Source organism: Streptomyces sp. NPDC048664, from assembly GCF_040650555.1.
Lineage (GTDB): Bacteria > Actinomycetota > Actinomycetes > Streptomycetales > Streptomycetaceae > Streptomyces.
Genome location: NZ_JBEZHK010000035.1, coordinates 36,396 through 52,313, shown reverse-complemented (window position 1 = coordinate 52,313; position 15,918 = coordinate 36,396). Strand labels below are relative to the sequence as shown.

General features: G+C 72.8%; 14 protein-coding genes. 11 read left to right on the top strand and 3 right to left on the bottom strand.

Annotation, left to right across the window (positions count from 1 at the left end; all coding sequences use genetic code 11):
* The first annotated feature begins 65 nt into the window (after positions 1-65).
* Positions 66-1,031: a DUF5926 family protein gene (locus AB0C59_RS29635; protein WP_363009983.1), complete on the top strand. Its 966-nt coding sequence runs from the start codon at positions 66-68 to the stop codon at positions 1,029-1,031.
* Positions 1,032-1,301: 270 nt separating this feature from the next.
* On the opposite strand, the gene AB0C59_RS29630 is transcribed toward AB0C59_RS29635, so the two are convergent.
* The gene (locus tag AB0C59_RS29630) at positions 1,302-1,913 is read right to left on the bottom strand and encodes a hypothetical protein (RefSeq protein WP_363009981.1); all 612 of its coding nucleotides are present in this window, start codon (positions 1,911-1,913) and stop codon (positions 1,302-1,304) included.
* Positions 1,914-2,172: 259 nt separating this feature from the next.
* The gene (locus AB0C59_RS29625; RefSeq protein WP_363009979.1) at positions 2,173-2,838 is read right to left on the bottom strand and encodes a bifunctional DNA primase/polymerase; all 666 of its coding nucleotides are present in this window, start codon (positions 2,836-2,838) and stop codon (positions 2,173-2,175) included.
* 489 nt (positions 2,839-3,327) lie between these two features.
* Between AB0C59_RS29625 and AB0C59_RS29620 the strand changes: the two genes are divergently transcribed.
* The 3 genes from AB0C59_RS29620 (at position 3,328) to AB0C59_RS29610 (ending at position 7,086) form a co-directional block, all read left to right on the top strand.
* Complete coding sequence (locus tag AB0C59_RS29620) at positions 3,328-4,845, top strand: PP2C family protein-serine/threonine phosphatase (protein WP_363009977.1); 1,518 nt, start codon at positions 3,328-3,330, stop codon at positions 4,843-4,845.
* A gap of 172 nt (positions 4,846-5,017) precedes the next feature.
* Positions 5,018-6,505 carry an aminopeptidase P family protein gene (locus AB0C59_RS29615; protein WP_363009975.1) on the top strand — a complete coding sequence of 496 codons (1,488 nt, stop codon included), beginning with the start codon at positions 5,018-5,020 and terminating at the stop codon, positions 6,503-6,505.
* Positions 6,506-6,627: 122 nt separating this feature from the next.
* A complete protein-coding gene (locus AB0C59_RS29610) occupies positions 6,628-7,086 on the top strand; it encodes a hypothetical protein (RefSeq protein ID WP_363009973.1) in 459 nt (152 codons plus the stop codon).
* Positions 7,087-7,101: 15 nt separating this feature from the next.
* Here AB0C59_RS29610 and AB0C59_RS29605 read toward each other — a convergent pair whose 3' ends face one another.
* Complete coding sequence (locus tag AB0C59_RS29605; protein ID WP_363009971.1) at positions 7,102-7,557, bottom strand: ATP-binding protein; 456 nt, start codon at positions 7,555-7,557, stop codon at positions 7,102-7,104.
* A gap of 198 nt (positions 7,558-7,755) precedes the next feature.
* On the opposite strand from AB0C59_RS29605, the gene AB0C59_RS29600 reads away from it, so the two are divergent.
* The 7 genes from AB0C59_RS29600 to pheA all read left to right on the top strand — a co-directional run bounded on the left by AB0C59_RS29600 (position 7,756) and on the right by pheA (position 15,367).
* On the top strand, positions 7,756-8,604 hold the full coding sequence (locus AB0C59_RS29600) for a hypothetical protein (protein WP_363009969.1): 849 nt from the start codon (positions 7,756-7,758) through the stop codon (positions 8,602-8,604).
* A gap of 191 nt (positions 8,605-8,795) precedes the next feature.
* Positions 8,796-9,524 carry a YcnI family protein gene (locus tag AB0C59_RS29595; RefSeq protein ID WP_363010032.1) on the top strand — a complete coding sequence of 243 codons (729 nt, stop codon included), beginning with the start codon at positions 8,796-8,798 and terminating at the stop codon, positions 9,522-9,524.
* Positions 9,525-9,626: 102 nt separating this feature from the next.
* A complete protein-coding gene (locus tag AB0C59_RS29590; protein ID WP_363009968.1) occupies positions 9,627-10,301 on the top strand; it encodes an SCO family protein in 675 nt (224 codons plus the stop codon).
* Positions 10,302-10,321: 20 nt separating this feature from the next.
* Positions 10,322-10,750: a copper chaperone PCu(A)C gene (locus AB0C59_RS29585; protein WP_363010030.1), complete on the top strand. Its 429-nt coding sequence runs from the start codon at positions 10,322-10,324 to the stop codon at positions 10,748-10,750.
* Between the two features lie 103 nt (positions 10,751-10,853).
* Positions 10,854-12,926 carry a copper resistance protein CopC gene (locus AB0C59_RS29580; protein ID WP_363010028.1) on the top strand — a complete coding sequence of 691 codons (2,073 nt, stop codon included), beginning with the start codon at positions 10,854-10,856 and terminating at the stop codon, positions 12,924-12,926.
* Positions 12,927-12,934: 8 nt separating this feature from the next.
* Complete coding sequence (efeB, locus tag AB0C59_RS29575) at positions 12,935-14,365, top strand: iron uptake transporter deferrochelatase/peroxidase subunit (RefSeq protein ID WP_363009966.1); 1,431 nt, start codon at positions 12,935-12,937, stop codon at positions 14,363-14,365.
* A gap of 69 nt (positions 14,366-14,434) precedes the next feature.
* Positions 14,435-15,367 (top strand): prephenate dehydratase, encoded by a 933-nt coding sequence (pheA, locus tag AB0C59_RS29570; protein ID WP_363009964.1) that lies wholly within the window; start codon positions 14,435-14,437, stop codon positions 15,365-15,367.
* Positions 15,368-15,918: the final 551 nt, after the last annotated feature.

The following is a 15,918-nucleotide window of genomic DNA, read 5'->3' as shown; positions in this document are numbered from 1 at the left end:
GACCGCTCCACTAGCGACTAGGCTCACGCCGTACGAAACGAGCCGTAACCGGGAGACGACCCACGATGGCCAAGAAGCGACCCCAGACCAAGGCCGAACGCCCGCAGCTCAAGGATGCTGAGATCCCGGTCGTCGGCGCCCGCGAGCCCTGCCCCTGCGGCAGCGGCCGGCGCTACAAGGCCTGCCACGGCCGCGCCGCCGCGCAGGCGGTGACCGAGCTGGTGCACCGTCCGTTCGAAGGGCTCGCGGGCGAGGGCGACTGGGTGGCGCTGCGCGAGCTGGTCCCGGCGGCGACCGTCGAGTTGAAGCTCCGGGCCCCGCTGCCCGAGGACGTCCCGTCGGTCACGCTGGCGACGGTCCTGCCGATGGCCTGGCCCGCGCTGCGCCGCGACGACGGCTCGATCCTGCTCGGCCTGCAGAACGACACGGCGTCGGGCGACATCAGCCGGGACCTCGCCGACACCCTGGAGCGCGCGCTGACCGCCGAGCCCGGCACCCCCGTCAAGGGCCGCCGCGCGCCCGCCGACGGCCCGCGGCTGCAGGACCTGCTGGACCCGCAGGCCGCCTTCGAGCCGGTCGTGCACAGCGGTTTCGAGTACTGGGTGCCGGACGCGGAGAACGCGACGCCGGAGGTGGCCGCCTCCCTGGAGCGGGCCAACGCGGCGGCGATCCCCACCGTGAAGCTGGCCGGTGTGGACGCCGCGTACTGGTGCGAGACGCCGGAGAAGAACCACCTGCGGTGGGTCATGCCGCATGCGGAGGAGGAGCTTCTGGACGCCCTCGCGCGGCTGCACGCAGCCGGTCGGTCCGGCCTCGGCGAGGGCACGCGCCTGGTCGGCTCCTTCCGCGCGCACGGGCTCACGGTCCCGGTGTGGGACCTGCCGACGGGTATGAGCGCGGACGACGTGGAGAAGCCGGCGGCCGAGTTCGCCGAGCGTCTGGCGAGCGCCCTCGCATCGGACACCCCGTTGACCGCGGACGAGCGCCGGGCCCGCGGCGGGCTCACCAACCGCCAGGTGACGCTCAGCTGACCGGGGAACCCTGCTGAACGACCGGTCAGCCTGCCCAAGGGGCCCCCTCACGGGTGACTCCCGTCACAAGTCCGTGCGGTGACGGGCAGTTCCGTGTCCGAATAGGCCGGATCGAATTTGCGAACCGCCGATCTCTTGTTACCGTTCCATTAGCCCGGTTGCTGGTGCATCCCCCGTCGCCAGCAACCGGGTCTTTGCATGCCCGCCGCTCCCGCCGCCCGCCGGAGACTGTCGGCAACTACCCGGGAAGTCCGCCGAGTTGTCGGCGCGCTACCGCATCGGCATACCGGCGCCCTCGCTTCCGCAGCGCAGCAGCAGCGGCCCGTCCTCGTCCGCACCGGCGAACTCCGCCACCGCCGTGTACGACCCCGGCGCGCCGCGCAGCCGCTCCCGGGGTGTCTCACAGGTCTCCGGCTCGTCCGCGGCCGCCACCACGCAGTGCGTCTCGACGCTGCGCCCGCCGGGCCCCATGAAGCTCAGCACGGAACGCAGTTCCTCGCCGGTCGCATTGCGGTAGTAGGTGCGCGCCCAGGTCTGCCGCCCCTGCCACATGACGCAGGTCTGCGCCTCGATGCCGTCGGCGGAGGAGAGTTGGGGGCCGCAGCCGACGGCCACCGCCAGGCCGAGGCCCGACAGCGGGGAGCGGGCGGAGCGCCCTCGGGGCCCGGCGTCGGCGGCGCCCTCAGCACCCTCGGCGTCCTCGGTCTCCGGCACGCGGATCGCGACCCGCTCGGTGCCGCCGCCCACACCGCCGACGGCGCCGGCGGACGCGACGGCGAACGGCAACGCGGCGACGACCAGCACCACACCCGCCAGGGCGAGCCACAGGCCGTTGCGGGCGGGCGGCGGACTTCCGCCGGCGAAAGCACCGAGGGCCCCCATCACCCCGGCGGATCGCCCGTGTTGAGCGGATCCGGAGGCGGTGGCGGACGCGGTGACGGGCCCAGAGACAGGGGCGATGGCGGACGCGGCGGCCCCGCCGGTTCCGGCAACTCCCGCGCCGTCGGCGGGTGCGACGCCCTCGGCCGCCTCCCCATGCCCCCGAATCCCGCGCCCCGTCGGCCGTCCCCCAGGACGAATCAGCATGTCATCGACGATATCGGGCCATCACGGAGCGTCCGCCCCGCGAGCCGGTCGCCCCCTACAACTCGGGGGCGCTCACACCCGTACGAGTGAGGACGTCCACGGCGACGTCCACGACCGCCTCCACGTCGGGAACCCAGGGCGAGGCGGATCCGGGCAGCGGCGCGCGCTCCCAGTGGATCTCCCCGTGGCCCGTCGCGGACGGCGGCAGCGCCAGATAGCCGCCCTCGCCGTGGAACCGCAGGGCGCCGGGGACGAAGTCCTTGGCGTAGAGCAACTCGCCGAGCCGCTCCAGGGAGTAGGGGGCCACGAGGATCGCCCAGCGGTGGGGCGACGCCACGACCGGGCCGAGACGCAGGCCCTTGCCCTCCACCACCTCGAGCGCGCGCGAGGCCGCGCGTGCGGGCAGGCTGACCGCGCAGGGCGCGTGCCCCCCGGTGGCCAGCACGATCGGCGCGGAAGGCCGGTTGGTCCACCACCAGCGCACCATGCGCTCATCGGTGGTGGCCGCGAGCAGCCCGGGGTCGAAGGGGTGCGCACCGGGAACCGTGCACTCCGGGTCGGGGCACGCGCAGCGGGCGGGCGCCTGTGCGTCGGCCGCCACACCCGGGAGAATCGGCCACCGCCATCGAGTCGCGTAGGTCAGGGCCGCGTCGACCTTCTCAGACCCCCCGCCGTTCCGCCTGGACAGGAGCCTGCGTCGCTTTCCGGGGATCTCGCGCATGAGCGCTCGTTCCTTTCCGTTGCACGCATGGCAACACCGAGGATCACATCATGTGTCGATCACTTCACTCTGCGTACCTGTTGGCGCATCACGCCCTTGTCCGGAACAAGGGGAACCCCATGGAAGCCGAGCATCGGCTGCGTCCGCGTCCATACTGCGCCCACCGTGAGCATGGGCATGGCGTGGGGTGGCGGCACCTGGCGATGTGCCGTCCCGCACATACCGGCCGTCTCCACCGAAGGAGAAGGGGCTCGATCGTCGATGGTTAGGACGTCCGGGTCCGGCGCCGGGTTCCGGGTGACCCCCGGCCACCCCCGGCCCTTACCGAGTACGTACCCAACACAACCGCTGTGACGCTCCGTCGAACGAGGCCAGTCGACCGCAGTACGAGGATCCCCGAGGCTGTTTTGAGCCAACTTTGCTCCTCCGTACGCCTGTCCGCAAGACCGTAACCGGAGCCTCCTGGACACCAGGAATCCCCGCAGGACAATGCTGGACATCCCCTCACGAGTGCGTGTACATGTGGAGCCACTGCTAGCGGCGCAGATTGACATGGGGGTTTGCGATGCTATCGAGCAATACGCACCGGTCCGAAAGCCGCACGCCATGAACGCCCCTCACCCTTCGAAAGTGGCCGGAATCGATGCGACGGTTCCCTCGCCCGCACACACTGTCGCGCCGGCACCCGCCGCCCCTGGTGTCCCTCAGGCCGCACCGCCCGTCCCCGCCGACCCCGGAGCGCTCCTCCAGGACCGGCTCGCCGGCTGGGTCTCGGACCTCACGACCCTCCAGGAACTGACCGAGCGTCTGGCCCGCACGGCATCCCTCACCGAAGCACTCCAGGAGCTCCTGCACGCCGGAGCCGCCCTGGTGGGCGCCCGGCGCGGCCTCGTCGTGGTGGAGCCGTGCGACGGACTGGGCCCCGACTCCATGACCGGGCTGGGCCTCGCCCGCTCCGACCTCGGCCACATCGAGACCGTGCCGCGCGACTGCATGGCGTACGGCAGGCTCCTGGACGGGCCACCGGGCGGGGAGCGGGAGATCGCCCAGCCCGACCTGTTCTCGGAGGACGGTCTTGACCCGCGCCATCGCGAGGTGGCCGCCCGGCTCGGCTACGCCGCCAGTTACGCCCTGCCCCTGTGCACCGACCGGGACGGCGCGCTCGGCGCCGCGGTCTGGCTCTACGACGAGCCGGCCGAGCCGCTGGAGCGCCAGCGCCATCTCGCCGGCATCTACACCCGCTACGCGGCGCAGCACGTGGCACGGATGGTCGAGGTCGAACGCGCACGCGCGTGCCTGACCACCATCACCGAGGAACTGCTGCCCTCCCGGCTCCCCCGGGTGCCCGGCGTGCAGCTCGCCGCGCGGCGGCGCAGTGGCCCGCACGGCGGCGGCGACTGGTACGACGCGCTGCCGCTGCCCGACGCGGCGCTCGGTCTCGCGGTCGGGTCCGTCACCGGTTCGGGGCCCGGCGCCCTCGCCGCGACGGGTCGGTTGCGGGCCTCCCTGCGCGCGTACGCCGTGATGGAGGGCGAGGACCCGGTGGCCGTCCTGTCGGATCTGGAGCTGCTGCTGCGGCTGACCGAGTCGGCGCGGTCGGCCACCGCCCTGTTCGCGTACTGCGAGCCCGCGCTGCGCAAGCTGACGCTCGCCGGGGCGGGGCACAGCCCGCCGCTGGTGATCGGCCCCCGGCGCACGGAGTTCGTGGAGACGTCCCTGTCGGCGCCGCTGGGGATGCTGGCCTGCTGGGAGGCGCCGAGCGTGGAGGTGACCGCGGAGGCCGGCGAGACCGTGCTGTTCTACACGGACGGCCTGCTGCAGCGCACCGGGGACCCGATGGACCGCGCCTTCGCCCGGTTGCACGCGGCGGCGGCGAGCGTGCCCAGACCGCTGCGGGGCGACCCGGGCGCGGTCGCCGACCACGTCCTGCGGACGGTGCTCCCGGACGGCCTCGACGAGGTCGACAGCACGGAGGACGTGATCCTGCTCGCAGCCCGCTTCGACTGACCCCGCGCGGCCGGCGCCCCGAGTCCCCCTGGAACCCCGGCCCCCGGCCGCCCCGCCGCCCCCTATGTAAGGGGCTCTCCTCCCGCCGGACCCCTTCGCTGTGCGCGGTGCGACCGTACGATGGACGAGGCCCAGTGCCGTAGTGCCAGTGCCGTAGTGAAGGAGGATGACCGTGGCGGACGAGCTCACGCCGGCCGAGTCGGAATCCGCTGCCGACGCAGCGGACCCGGAGCAGACCGAAGAGCCCATCAAGCAGCGCAAGAACGGCCTGTACCCAGGCGTGTCCGACGAGCTGTCCGAGAACATGAAGTCGGGCTGGGCGGACACCGAGCTGCACGGCCTGCGGCCGATCGCCCAGGCCGCCGAGACCGCCGCCCGCCGTGCCGCGCTCGGCGCCCGCTTCCCGGGCGAGCGCCTGGTGATCCCCGCGGGCCGGCTGAAGACCCGCTCGAACGACACCGAGTACGCCTTCCGCGCCGCCACCGAGTACGCGTACCTCACCGGAAACCACACCGAGGACGGCGTCCTCGTCCTGGAGCCGACCGGCGAGGGGCACGAGGCGACGCTCTACCTGTTGCCCCGCTCCAACCGCGAGAACGGCGAGTTCTGGCTCTCTGGCCAGGGCGAGCTGTGGGTCGGCCGCCGCCACTCGCTGGCCGAGGCCGAGCAGCTGTACGGCATCCCCGCCTCGGACGTGCGTGAACTGCCCGAGCTGCTGAGGGAGGCCACCGGCCCGGTCCGGATCGTGCGCGGCCACGACGCGGCCGTCGAGGCGGCCCTGCACGACAAGGTCACCGCCGAGCGCGACGAGGAGCTGCGCGTCTTCCTCTCCGAGGCCCGTCTGGTCAAGGACGCCTTCGAGGTGGGTGAGCTGCAGAAGGCCGTCGACTCGACCGTGCGCGGCTTCGAGGACGTGGTGAAGGTCCTCGACAAGGCGGAGGCCACCTCCGAGCGCTACATCGAGGGAACGTTCTTCCTGCGCGCACGCGTCGAGGGCAACGACATCGGCTACGGCTCCATCTGCGCGGCGGGCCCGCACGCCTGCACGCTGCACTGGGTGCGCAACGACGGCCCGGTCCGCTCCGGCGACCTCCTGCTGCTGGACGCGGGCGTGGAGACGCACACGTACTACACCGCGGACGTCACGCGCACGCTGCCCGTGAACGGCACCTACAGCGAGATCCAGAAGAAGATCTACGACGCCGTGTACGAGGCCCAGGAGGCCGGTATCGCGGCGGTGCGGCCGGGCGCCAAGTTCCGTGACTTCCACGACGCCTCCCAGCGCGTCCTGGCCGAGAGGCTGGTCGAGTGGGGCCTGGTGGAGGGCCCGGTGGAGCGCGTCCTGGAGCTGGGTCTGCAGCGCCGCTGGACGCTGCACGGCACGGGCCACATGCTCGGCATGGACGTCCACGACTGCGCCGCGGCGCGCGTCGAGGCCTATGTGGACGGCACCTTGGAGCCGGGCATGGTGCTGACCGTCGAGCCGGGTCTCTACTTCCAGACGGACGACCTGACCGTCCCGCAGGAGTACCGCGGCATCGGCGTCCGCATCGAGGACGACATCCTGGTCACGGACGAGGGCAACCGGAACCTGTCGGCGGGCCTTCCCCGGCGCTCCGACGAGGTCGAGGCGTGGATGGCGGCCCTGAAGCAGGGCTGAGGCGTGGGCGGACGGCCGGGCACCTTCTCGGGTGCCCGGCCGTCCGCGCGTCCGCACGCCGCACACCCGCACGTCCGCGCGGTCCGGAAACAGGGGACCCGGGCCGCGGGCAGCGTGCCAGGATGACCGGCATGTACGGCTCCTTCGACCGTGTCGGGCCCCGTGTGGTCGCGCCCGGTGAATTCCCGCTGTGGGACGCGGCGCTCGCGCTGCTCAACGGCGATCTGCTGGCGACCCTGCCGGGGCAGGAGCCCCTCCGGCTCGTGGCCCTCCCGTCGTTCGGCGGGGACGAGGACGGCGCGGAGTACGTGCACGTCGCGATGTCCGACGGCACCTGGCACGGCAACGCCCTGCCCCCGGACTCCGCGGCGGACCGCGCCCGGGCCGTGGACGCCGTCGCCGACGCCGCCCAGGAGACCGTCAGCGAGCGGCTCTGGCAGGCGTGGCCGCTGTGCACCGCGCACGGCCTCGGCCTGCACCCGCGGGAGGTCGCCGGCCGGCTGTCCTGGTGGTGCGCGGGCCCGCGCGAGGACGCCGACGGCCATCTTCGCGCGGCCGTGGGCGAGCTCGACGGACGGTGACCGCCGGGCCGGGGCTCACACCGCCATCAGCGGCGCGTCCTGCCGCCACTTGAGGACCTTGTCGAAGCTCACGACCGCCCCGCACCGGTCCGGCGCGCTGTCGATGTGGACGTGGTCGGCGAGTTCCTGGATGAGGCACAGGCCCCGGCCGCCCTCGGCGTCGGTGCACGCCGGGCGGATCGGCGGACGGGAGCCCGCCCGGGGGAACCCGGGACCCGAGTCGGCCACCTCGATCCGGCACTTCTCGCCGTCGAGGTAGGCCGTCACCCGGTACGCCTCCGTGGCGCCGCCGTGCATCGCGCCGCCGCCGTGCTCGACCGCGTTGGCGCAGGCCTCACTGAGAGCGACGGAGAGATCGTAGGAGATGTCCGGGTCGACGCCCGCGGTCTCCATCGTGCCCAGGAGCAGCCGCCGGGCGAGGGGCACGCTCGCGGCTTCTCGGCGCAGATGGAGTGACCACCAGATGCTCATGCTCCAGCCTCCTGGCCGCGGCTCGACATACCGTTACGTATTGCCACCGCCGCACAGGTGCAATCACCCCCCGCACGGGATCCCGCCCACTCGGGGGATGCGCCGGGGAGCCGGGGCGGTGTATGCGCCGGGGAGCGGATGCCGCATACCGGACCTGCCGCGGGGAGCCGTTGACGCCAGTGGGATGATGAGCCCGCCATGAGTGCCCCCCACCCGCGCACGGCGCGCGCCGGACACGGACTCCGGATCCTGCGGGCCGCGGTGTTCGCCGCGGTCTGCGTCGTGCTGGCCGCCGCGGGACACGAGGTCGCCTCCTGCGCCGCGATCCCGCTGTGGACGCTGGGCGCCGGGTTCCTGTGCGTGTGCGCCGTCACGGTTCCCCTCGCGGGGCGGGAGCGCTCGCTGCCGGGCATCGCCGCCTGCCTGGCGGTGGGGCAGACCGTGCTGCACACGCTGTTCGGGCTCGGTCAGGGCGGCACCATGTCCATGGCGGGCGGCATGCGGATGACGCCGGACCCGACGTCCGGGTCCGACGCCGCCCTCGTGGCGCGGGCCGCCCACGTCCTGTGCGGCGCCGGCGCGGCGACGCTCTCCCCCGCACAGGCGCAGAGGATCCTCTCCGACGCACGGCTCGGGACGGGCCCGGGCGCGGGAGCGGGCACGGTGGCCCTGCACCATCCGGCGGACGCCCTGTCGGCGGCCTCCGGCGCATGGTGGTCGATGCTGCCCTCGGTGCCGATGCTGCTCGGCCACGTCCTCGCGGCCGTCGCCGCGGGATGGGTGCTGCGCCACGGGGACATGGCGCTGCTGCGGATCATGCGGCTGTCGGCGCACGGAATCGCGGAGGGGGCGTTCGTACGATCCCTGCGCTCCGCGTTCGCGCTCATACGCGCCCTGCTGGCCGGACTTCCCGGGGCACCGGGGACCGGGCCGCGGCCGCCGCACCCCGCCTTCCTCGGACCGCCCGGCCCCCACACGGCGCCTCTGCGGCACTCGGTGACCCGGCGCGGGCCACCGTTCTCCACGCTCCGCATCCTCGCTGCCTGACACGACGCGCGACTCCGCCCCCTCCGACTCATCCGTCCTGGGGACCTCCTGGAGGAGCTGCCGCCGTCGTGCGGCACGCGCGTGCCCGTCCTCGCCCCACCCGGGGCCACCGCCGTGCACGCGCACCTCTTCCTCAACGGACTCTCACTCGGAGTGGAGTGCTCTCTGTCATGAAGGCCATCAAGGGTTCCCTGAAGGCGTCCCGTGTCGCCGTCGTCGGCACCGCCGCCGCGTCCGCCGTCCTCGCCCTGTCCGTGCCCGCCTTCGCGCATGTCACGGTCCAGCCGGAGAACGGCGCGGCCAAGGGCTCGTACGCGGTCGTCGACTTCAAGGTCCCCAACGAGCGCGACGACGCCTCGACCACCAAGCTGGAGGTCAACCTCCCGGCCGACCACCCGCTCGCCTCGGTGATGCCCCAGCCGGTTCCCGGCTGGAAGGTCGACGTGACCAAGTCCAAGCTCGCCAAACCGATCACGATGCACGGCAAGCAGATCGACGAGGCCGTCACCAAGGTCACCTGGACCGCCACCGGCAAGGGTGTCGAGGCCGGCTACTTCCAGAAGTTCCCGCTGTCGATCGGCACGCTGCCCGAGGACACCGACCAGCTCGTCTTCAAGGCCCTGCAGACGTACTCCAACGGCGAGGTCGTCCGCTGGATCGAGGCGCAGAAGGACGGCCAGGAGGAGCCGGAGAACCCGGCCCCGGTGCTCCAGCTGACCGCCGCCTCGGACGACGGCCACGGGGGCGCCCCGGCCCAGGGCGCCCCGGCCGCCTCGGCACACAAGGACACCGCGGCCCAGGCGTCCGGCGACGACAGCGACCCCACGGCCCGCGTGCTCGGCGTCGTGGGCATCGTCGTGGGCGCCGCGGGCGTGGCGTACGGCGTGCTCGCCGGGCGCCGGCGCACCACCGAGGTCTGACGGCCCCACCCCCGGTCCCGCGCGGGGGCCGTCCGCCGGCGCCGTAGCGTCGGCACGCGGCCCCCGCGCACACCGAAGCACTCACATCTGGGACATCTCTCCATGCGTAAGAAGAAGACGCTCGCCGCGGCGGCGCTCCTGGCCTCCGCCGCGCTGACCCTCTCCGCCTGCGGGTCGAGCGACGGCGGCGACAAACCGGTGGTGTCGATCTCCGCCGAGGACGGCTCGGACCAGGCGAGGTCCGTGCTCGACCAGCCCTTCACCAAGCCGGACCTCGTGCTCACCGACACCCACGGCAAGAAGTACGACCTCCGTACCGAGACCAAGGGCAGGCCGACGCTCATCTACTTCGGCTACACCCACTGCCCCGACGAATGCCCCCTGACGATGAACAACCTCGCCGTCGCCAGGAAGGAGGTGGACCGGAGCACGCGGCTGACCCAGGCGCAGAAGGACTCGCTGCGCATCGTGTTCGTCACCACCGACCCCGAACGGGACACGCCCTCGGCACTGGGCGCCTGGCTCAAGGGCATCGACCCCGACGTCGTCGGTCTGAGCGGTGACTTCGCCACGATCCAGGCGGGCGCCCGCAGCCTCGGCATCAGCATCGACCCGCCGAGGAAGGGCAAGGACGGCAAGATCGTCTCCACGCACGGCAGCCAGGTCATCGCCTTCTCCCCGAAGACCGACGCGGGCTACGTGGTCTACAACCAGAACACCACCGTGGACGACTACACCAAGGACCTCCCCAAGATCATCAAGGGGGAGAACCCGTGAACCGCCGTCTCACCACGGTGATGGTCGCCGCCCTGGCGCTCACGGCCTGCGGCGGGCCGGGCGGCTCCTCCTCGGCCGAGCCGCGGCTGAAGGTCACCAGCTCCTACATGCCCGCCCCCGTCACGAGCGACATGGCGGCCGGGTTCTTCAACGTCACCAACTCCGGCGGCGCCGACACCCTCACCTCCGTCACCAGTTCCGTCGCCGGCGACATCACGATGCACTCCACGAGGAACGGCGCGATGGAGGAGGAGAAGTCGTTCGCCGTGCCCGCCGACGGCGAACTCGACTTCGCCAGCGGCGGCAACCACCTCATGTTCGAGAAGCTCACCCGCAAGCCGAAACAGGGCGAAAAGGTGACCGTGCGGCTGCACTTTGCCAAGTCCGGAACCGTCACGGTCGAGATGCCGGTGAAGTCGCCGACGTACAACCCTCAGACCGGGCACTGAGAAAGGGATCACCGTGACGCAGGCCATCGCTCCCGACGGGTACGTCCCGGGCACCGCCCGGGCGGCCCGCCCGCGTACGCTCCGGACCCGGGCGGCACGCGCCCTGCTCGCGCTCGTGCTCGGCGCCCTCGGTGCCGCGGGCGCGCTGCTCGGCGGGGCCGCACCCGCCTCCGCGCACGCCGCGCTGCTCGGCAGCGACCCCGCGCAGGGATCGGTGGTCCGCACGGCGCCCACCCAGATCACCCTCACCTTCTCCGAGAAGGTGGCGCTCTCCGACGGCTCGCTGCGCGTCCTCGATCCGAAGGGGCAGCGCGTCGACACCGGCGCGGCGTCCAATCTGACCGGGACGATGTACGGCGTGAAGGTCCGCGCGGGGCTGCCCCGGGGCACCTACACCGTCACCTACCAGGTGGTCTCCGCGGACAGCCACCCCGTCGCGGGCGCCTACACGTTCTCCGTCGGCGCCCCGTCCGCGACCTCGGTCAGCACCTCGGGCCAGACCGTGGGCGGCGGGGTCGTCGGCGGGCTCTACTCCTTCGCGCGGTATGTGTCGTACGCGGGGTTCATCGTGCTGACCGGCGGCGCGGCCTTCGTGCTGGCCTGCTGGCAGCGGGGCGCCGGGGTGCGGGCGGTGCAGCGGCTGGTGGTCTCGGGATGGCTGGCGCTCACCGCCGCCACGCTCGCCCTGCTGCTGCTGCGCGGCGCGTACACCGGGTCGGGGAAGGTCGGCGACATCGTCGACCTCTCCCTGCTCGCACAGGTCCTCCAGACCAAGACGGGGGCGGCGCTGGTCTCCCGGCTGCTGCTCCTCGCGGCGGGGGCGCTGTTCATCGCGGTGATGTTCGGTGCGTACGCGAAGCGCGCGGCCGACGGGTCCGAGGGCATCGAAGGCGCCGAGGCCGCCCCGGAGCACGGGACCGGGGCCGGGGCCGGGGAGACGGAGGACCGCGATCCCGACAGCCGCGGCGATCTCGACGAGCGTGACGGCCTCGACGAACGTGACGCTCTCGACGCCGAGCGGAAGGACCTCACCTTCGGGCTCGCCATCGGCGGAACCGTCATCGCGGCGGGGCTCGCGGCGACCTGGGCGATGGCCGAGCACGCGTCCACCGGGATCCAGACCGGCCTCGCGATGCCGGTCGACGTCCTGCACCTGCTGGCCGTCGCGCTCTGGCTGGGTGGACTGACGACCCTGCTGGTCGCGCTGTACCGGGCGCCGTCGATCGAGGCGGCGGCCGTACACCGCTTCTCCCGCCTCGCGTTCGCGAGCGTCCTCACGCTGGCCGCGACCGGCGTCTACCAGTCCTGGCGGCAGCTCGGCTCCTGGTCGGCACTGACCGGGACGGCATACGGGCAGCTGCTGCTCGTCAAGGTCGCCCTGGTCGCCGTGCTCGTCGGCCTCGCCTGGTTCTCCCGCCGCTGGACGACACGGCTGACGGACGCGCGGGCCGGTGCGGTGGCCGCGGACGGTGCGCAGGAAGCGGACGGTGCGGGGGAAGCGGACGCGAGGGAGCCGGCGACGGTCGCCGCGCACGCGTCGTCCCAGGACGGCGAGACCCCGGCCGCGACCGGCGCCGCCGCCACGGCCGCCACGGCGTCCGGCGACTCCGCGCGGGCCGCCCAGCTCGCCCGCCAGCGGGAGGCGATGGTCACCGCGCGGGCCAAGCGGCTGCGGGACTCCGATCCCCTGCGGTCGGGCCTGCGCCGCTCCGTGCTCGCCGAGGCGGCCGTGGCGATCGTGGTGCTCGCCGTCACCACCGCCCTGACGGCCACCGAACCCGGGCGGACGGAGGAGGCCGTCAAGGCCCTGGGCTCGTCCACGTCCCAGCGGTCCGAGCCGCTGTCGCTGAAGCTGCCCTTCGACACAGGAGGCCAGGACGGCAGGGGAACCGTCCAGGTCACGCTCGACCCGTCCCGCGTGGGCGGCAACGAGCTGCACGTCTACGTGGGGCGGCCGAACGGCGCGGCCTTCGACGTCCCCGAGGTGAAGCTCGCCCTCACCCTGAAGGCGAAGTCCATCGGCCCGCTGTCGGTCGTCCCTGACCGCATCGCCACCGGACACTGGTCGGCGGCCGGTGTGCAGATCCCCATGGGGGGCGACTGGGAGGTCGCGGTGACCGTGCGGACGTCCGACATCGACGAGACCACCGTGACCAAGAACGCGAAGATCGGCTGACCCACACCATGGCTCACAGCACGTCGAACAAGGGCCGCGCCGCCGCGAAGGGCGGCGCCCGCCGGGGACCGTACGGCGACGGCACCGGGTCCGAGTCCGGGTCCGGGGGCACGCCGACCGGCACGGCCCCGCACACGCCGGAGGGTGCGCACGGGGCGACCGCCGAGGGCGCGACCGCGGGCGCCACCTCCGACGGCGGCACTCCCGCCGCCGGTCCGGTCTCACGGCGGCGCCTCCTCGCCACGGCGGGCGCCACCGGGCTCGCGCTGGGCGCGGCGGGCGGGGCCGCCGGGTACGCGGCGGCGCCCGACGAGAAGGCGACGCCCCTGACGTCGCTCGGCGCGAACCAGGTGATGTTTCACGGGAAACATCAGCCGGGCATCACCGACGCCCTCCCGTCGCACGGTCACCTCGTCGCCTTCGACCTCGCCGCGGGCGCGGGCCGCAAGGAGGCCGCCGCGCTCCTGCGCCGCTGGTCGGCCACCGCCGAGCGGCTGATGGCAGGGGAGAGCACCCCGCACGACGACACCGACGTCGCCCGTGACGCCGGCCCCTCGTCCCTGACCCTCACCTTCGGCTTCGGACACAGCTTCTTCTCCCGGACGGGCCTTCAGAAGCGGCGCCCCGCCGCGCTGGACCCCCTGCCCGCCTTCTCCTCCGACCATCTCGACGCCTCGCGCAGCGACGGCGACCTGTGGGTGCAGATCGGTGCCGACGACGCTCTCGTCGCCTTCCACGCGCTGCGCGCGATCCAGAAGGACGCCGGGAGCGCGGCCCGGCTCCGCTGGCAGATGAACGGCTTCAACCGGTCCCCGGGGGCGACCGCGCGTCCCATGACGGCCCGCAATCTGATGGGCCAGCTCGACGGCACCCGCAACCCGCGGCCTGCCGATCCCGACTTCGACCAGCGCGTCTTCGTGCCCGGGACACCGGCCTCCGGCGATCCGGAGAGCTGGATGGCGAACGGCTCCTATGCCGTCGTACGCCGGATCCGCATGCTGCTGGACGACTGGGAGAAGCTCTCCCTCAGCGGCCAGGAGCAGGTCATCGGGCGCCGGAAGGCCACCGGGGCGCCGCTCAGCGGCGGCACCGAGACGACGGCGATGGATCTGGAGAAGGCCGGCCCCGACGGGGGCCTGGTCGTCCCCCTGAACGCGCACGCGCGCATCACCCGCCCCGATCAGAACGGCGGGGCCGCGATGCTCCGCCGTCCCTTCTCCTTCCACGACGGCTTCGATCCCGACGGGACGGTGGACGCGGGTCTGCTGTTCGTCTGCTGGCAGGCGGACCCGCTGCGCGGCTTCGTCCCGGTGCAGCGCAAGCTGGACCGGGGGGACGCGCTGTCGGCGTTCATCCGCCATGAGGCGAGCGGCCTGTTCGCGGTGCCGGGCGGTGCGGCGCGGGGGGAGTACGTGGGGCAGCGGCTGCTGGAGGGCTGAGATCCCCCGCGGGGGTGCCCTTCCCCGGGGAAGCCGACGCCCCCGGCCGGGCACCACTAGGGTGAGGTCATGCCAGCCAGCTATGCGTATCTCGGTCCCGAAGGCACCTTCACCGAGGTCGCCCTGCGTACGCTGCCCGAGGCCGCGACCCGGGAGCTCGTCCCGATGGTGTCGGTCCCGGCGGCGCTCGACGCGGTCCGGGCCGGTGAGGTCGAGGCCGCCTTCGTGCCCATCGAGAACTCGGTGGAGGGCGGCATCACCACCACGCTGGACGAACTGGTGGCGGGCGAGCCGCTGATGATCTACCGCGAGGTGCTTCTCTCGATCACCTTCGCGCTGCTGGTCCGACCCGGCACCCGGCTCTCGGAGATCAAGACGGTCACCGCGCACCCGGCCGCCCAGCCGCAGGTGCGCAACTGGCTGAAGGCCCATCTCCCGGACGCCCTGTGGGAGTCGGCCGCGTCGAACGCGGACGGCGCCCGCCTGGTCCAGGAGGGCCGCTACGACGCGGCGTTCGCGGGGGAGTTCGCGGCCGCGCGGTACGGTCTGACACCCCTGGAGACCGGTATTCACGACGCGGAGAACGCGCAGACCCGGTTCGTGCTGGTGGGCAGGCCGGCCCGGCCCGCGGCTCCGACGGGCGCGGACAAGACGTCCATCGTGCTGTGGCAGCGTGCCGACCATCCGGGTGGACTGCGCGACCTGCTGGGCGAGTTCGCCGTGCGGGGGGTCAACCTGATGCTGCTGCAGTCCCGTCCGACCGGGGCGGGCATCGGCAACTACTGCTTCTGCATCGACGCCGAGGGTCACATCTCCGATCGTCGGGTGGCCGAGGCGCTGATGGGTCTCAAGCGGCTGTGCCTTCAGGTGCGGTACCTCGGTTCGTACCCGCGCGCGGACCTCAGGCCCGACGCCGCGCAGGTTCCGCGGCCGGGCACCTCGGACGCCGACTTCATGTCCGCCGCCGACTGGGTGGCGCGCTGCCAGGACGGCAGGTTCTAGGCTCCCTCGCGCGGGCGTCGGCGGCCGCTGGCGGGCGTCGGCGGGGCGACCGATTCCCCACCGGTTCCTGACCGGTTCTAGATCGTTCTAGACTCAGATACGACAGCGTCCTGTCCTACCTGCACATTTTCGCTGTCCACAGAAGTTATCCACAGGTGAGCTTCTCGATCTGGGGACAAGTCGACAACGCAGCGCGATCGTGTCGACACAGGGTTCCACGAGCCTTCGGCCGACCACCGCGATGTCCGCGAGAGTTGTCCACCCGTTTCTTTCGATCAACACTTCGGGGCGACCCTTTTACACCCGAAAGTGCTACCGATCGCGGTTTGTACCAGGAATTCTCGCCGTCGGGGGCGACTCTCGGAATGATCACCTCCGGAATCCACAGATCTTTCGCACAGCCTGTGGATAACCTCCGGGGCTGTGGATACCTGTGGACAAGCCTGACCCAAATCCCGCTCTTCGCAGGGAAGTCGGGTCAAGATCCCAACGCGGCCATGCCCCCTTCGAGGGCCCGCGCCGCTTTTCTTGACACGTACCGCAATTAACCC

Coding starts and splice junctions, on each gene's coding strand:
- AB0C59_RS29630 (WP_363009981.1), bottom strand. CDS start 1,913: ATGGGGGCCCTCGGTGCTTTCGCCGGCGGAAGTCCGCCGCCCGCCCGC.
- AB0C59_RS29610 (WP_363009973.1), top strand. CDS start 6,628: ATGACCGGCATGTACGGCTCCTTCGACCGTGTCGGGCCCCGTGTGGTC.
- AB0C59_RS29605 (WP_363009971.1), bottom strand. CDS start 7,557: ATGAGCATCTGGTGGTCACTCCATCTGCGCCGAGAAGCCGCGAGCGTG.
- efeB (WP_363009966.1), top strand. CDS start 12,935: ATGGCTCACAGCACGTCGAACAAGGGCCGCGCCGCCGCGAAGGGCGGC.
- AB0C59_RS29590 (WP_363009968.1), top strand. CDS start 9,627: ATGCGTAAGAAGAAGACGCTCGCCGCGGCGGCGCTCCTGGCCTCCGCC.
- AB0C59_RS29635 (WP_363009983.1), top strand. CDS start 66: ATGGCCAAGAAGCGACCCCAGACCAAGGCCGAACGCCCGCAGCTCAAG.
- AB0C59_RS29620 (WP_363009977.1), top strand. CDS start 3,328: ATGCTGGACATCCCCTCACGAGTGCGTGTACATGTGGAGCCACTGCTA.
- AB0C59_RS29585 (WP_363010030.1), top strand. CDS start 10,322: ATGGTCGCCGCCCTGGCGCTCACGGCCTGCGGCGGGCCGGGCGGCTCC.
- AB0C59_RS29625 (WP_363009979.1), bottom strand. CDS start 2,838: ATGCGCGAGATCCCCGGAAAGCGACGCAGGCTCCTGTCCAGGCGGAAC.
- AB0C59_RS29600 (WP_363009969.1), top strand. CDS start 7,756: ATGAGTGCCCCCCACCCGCGCACGGCGCGCGCCGGACACGGACTCCGG.
- pheA (WP_363009964.1), top strand. CDS start 14,435: ATGCCAGCCAGCTATGCGTATCTCGGTCCCGAAGGCACCTTCACCGAG.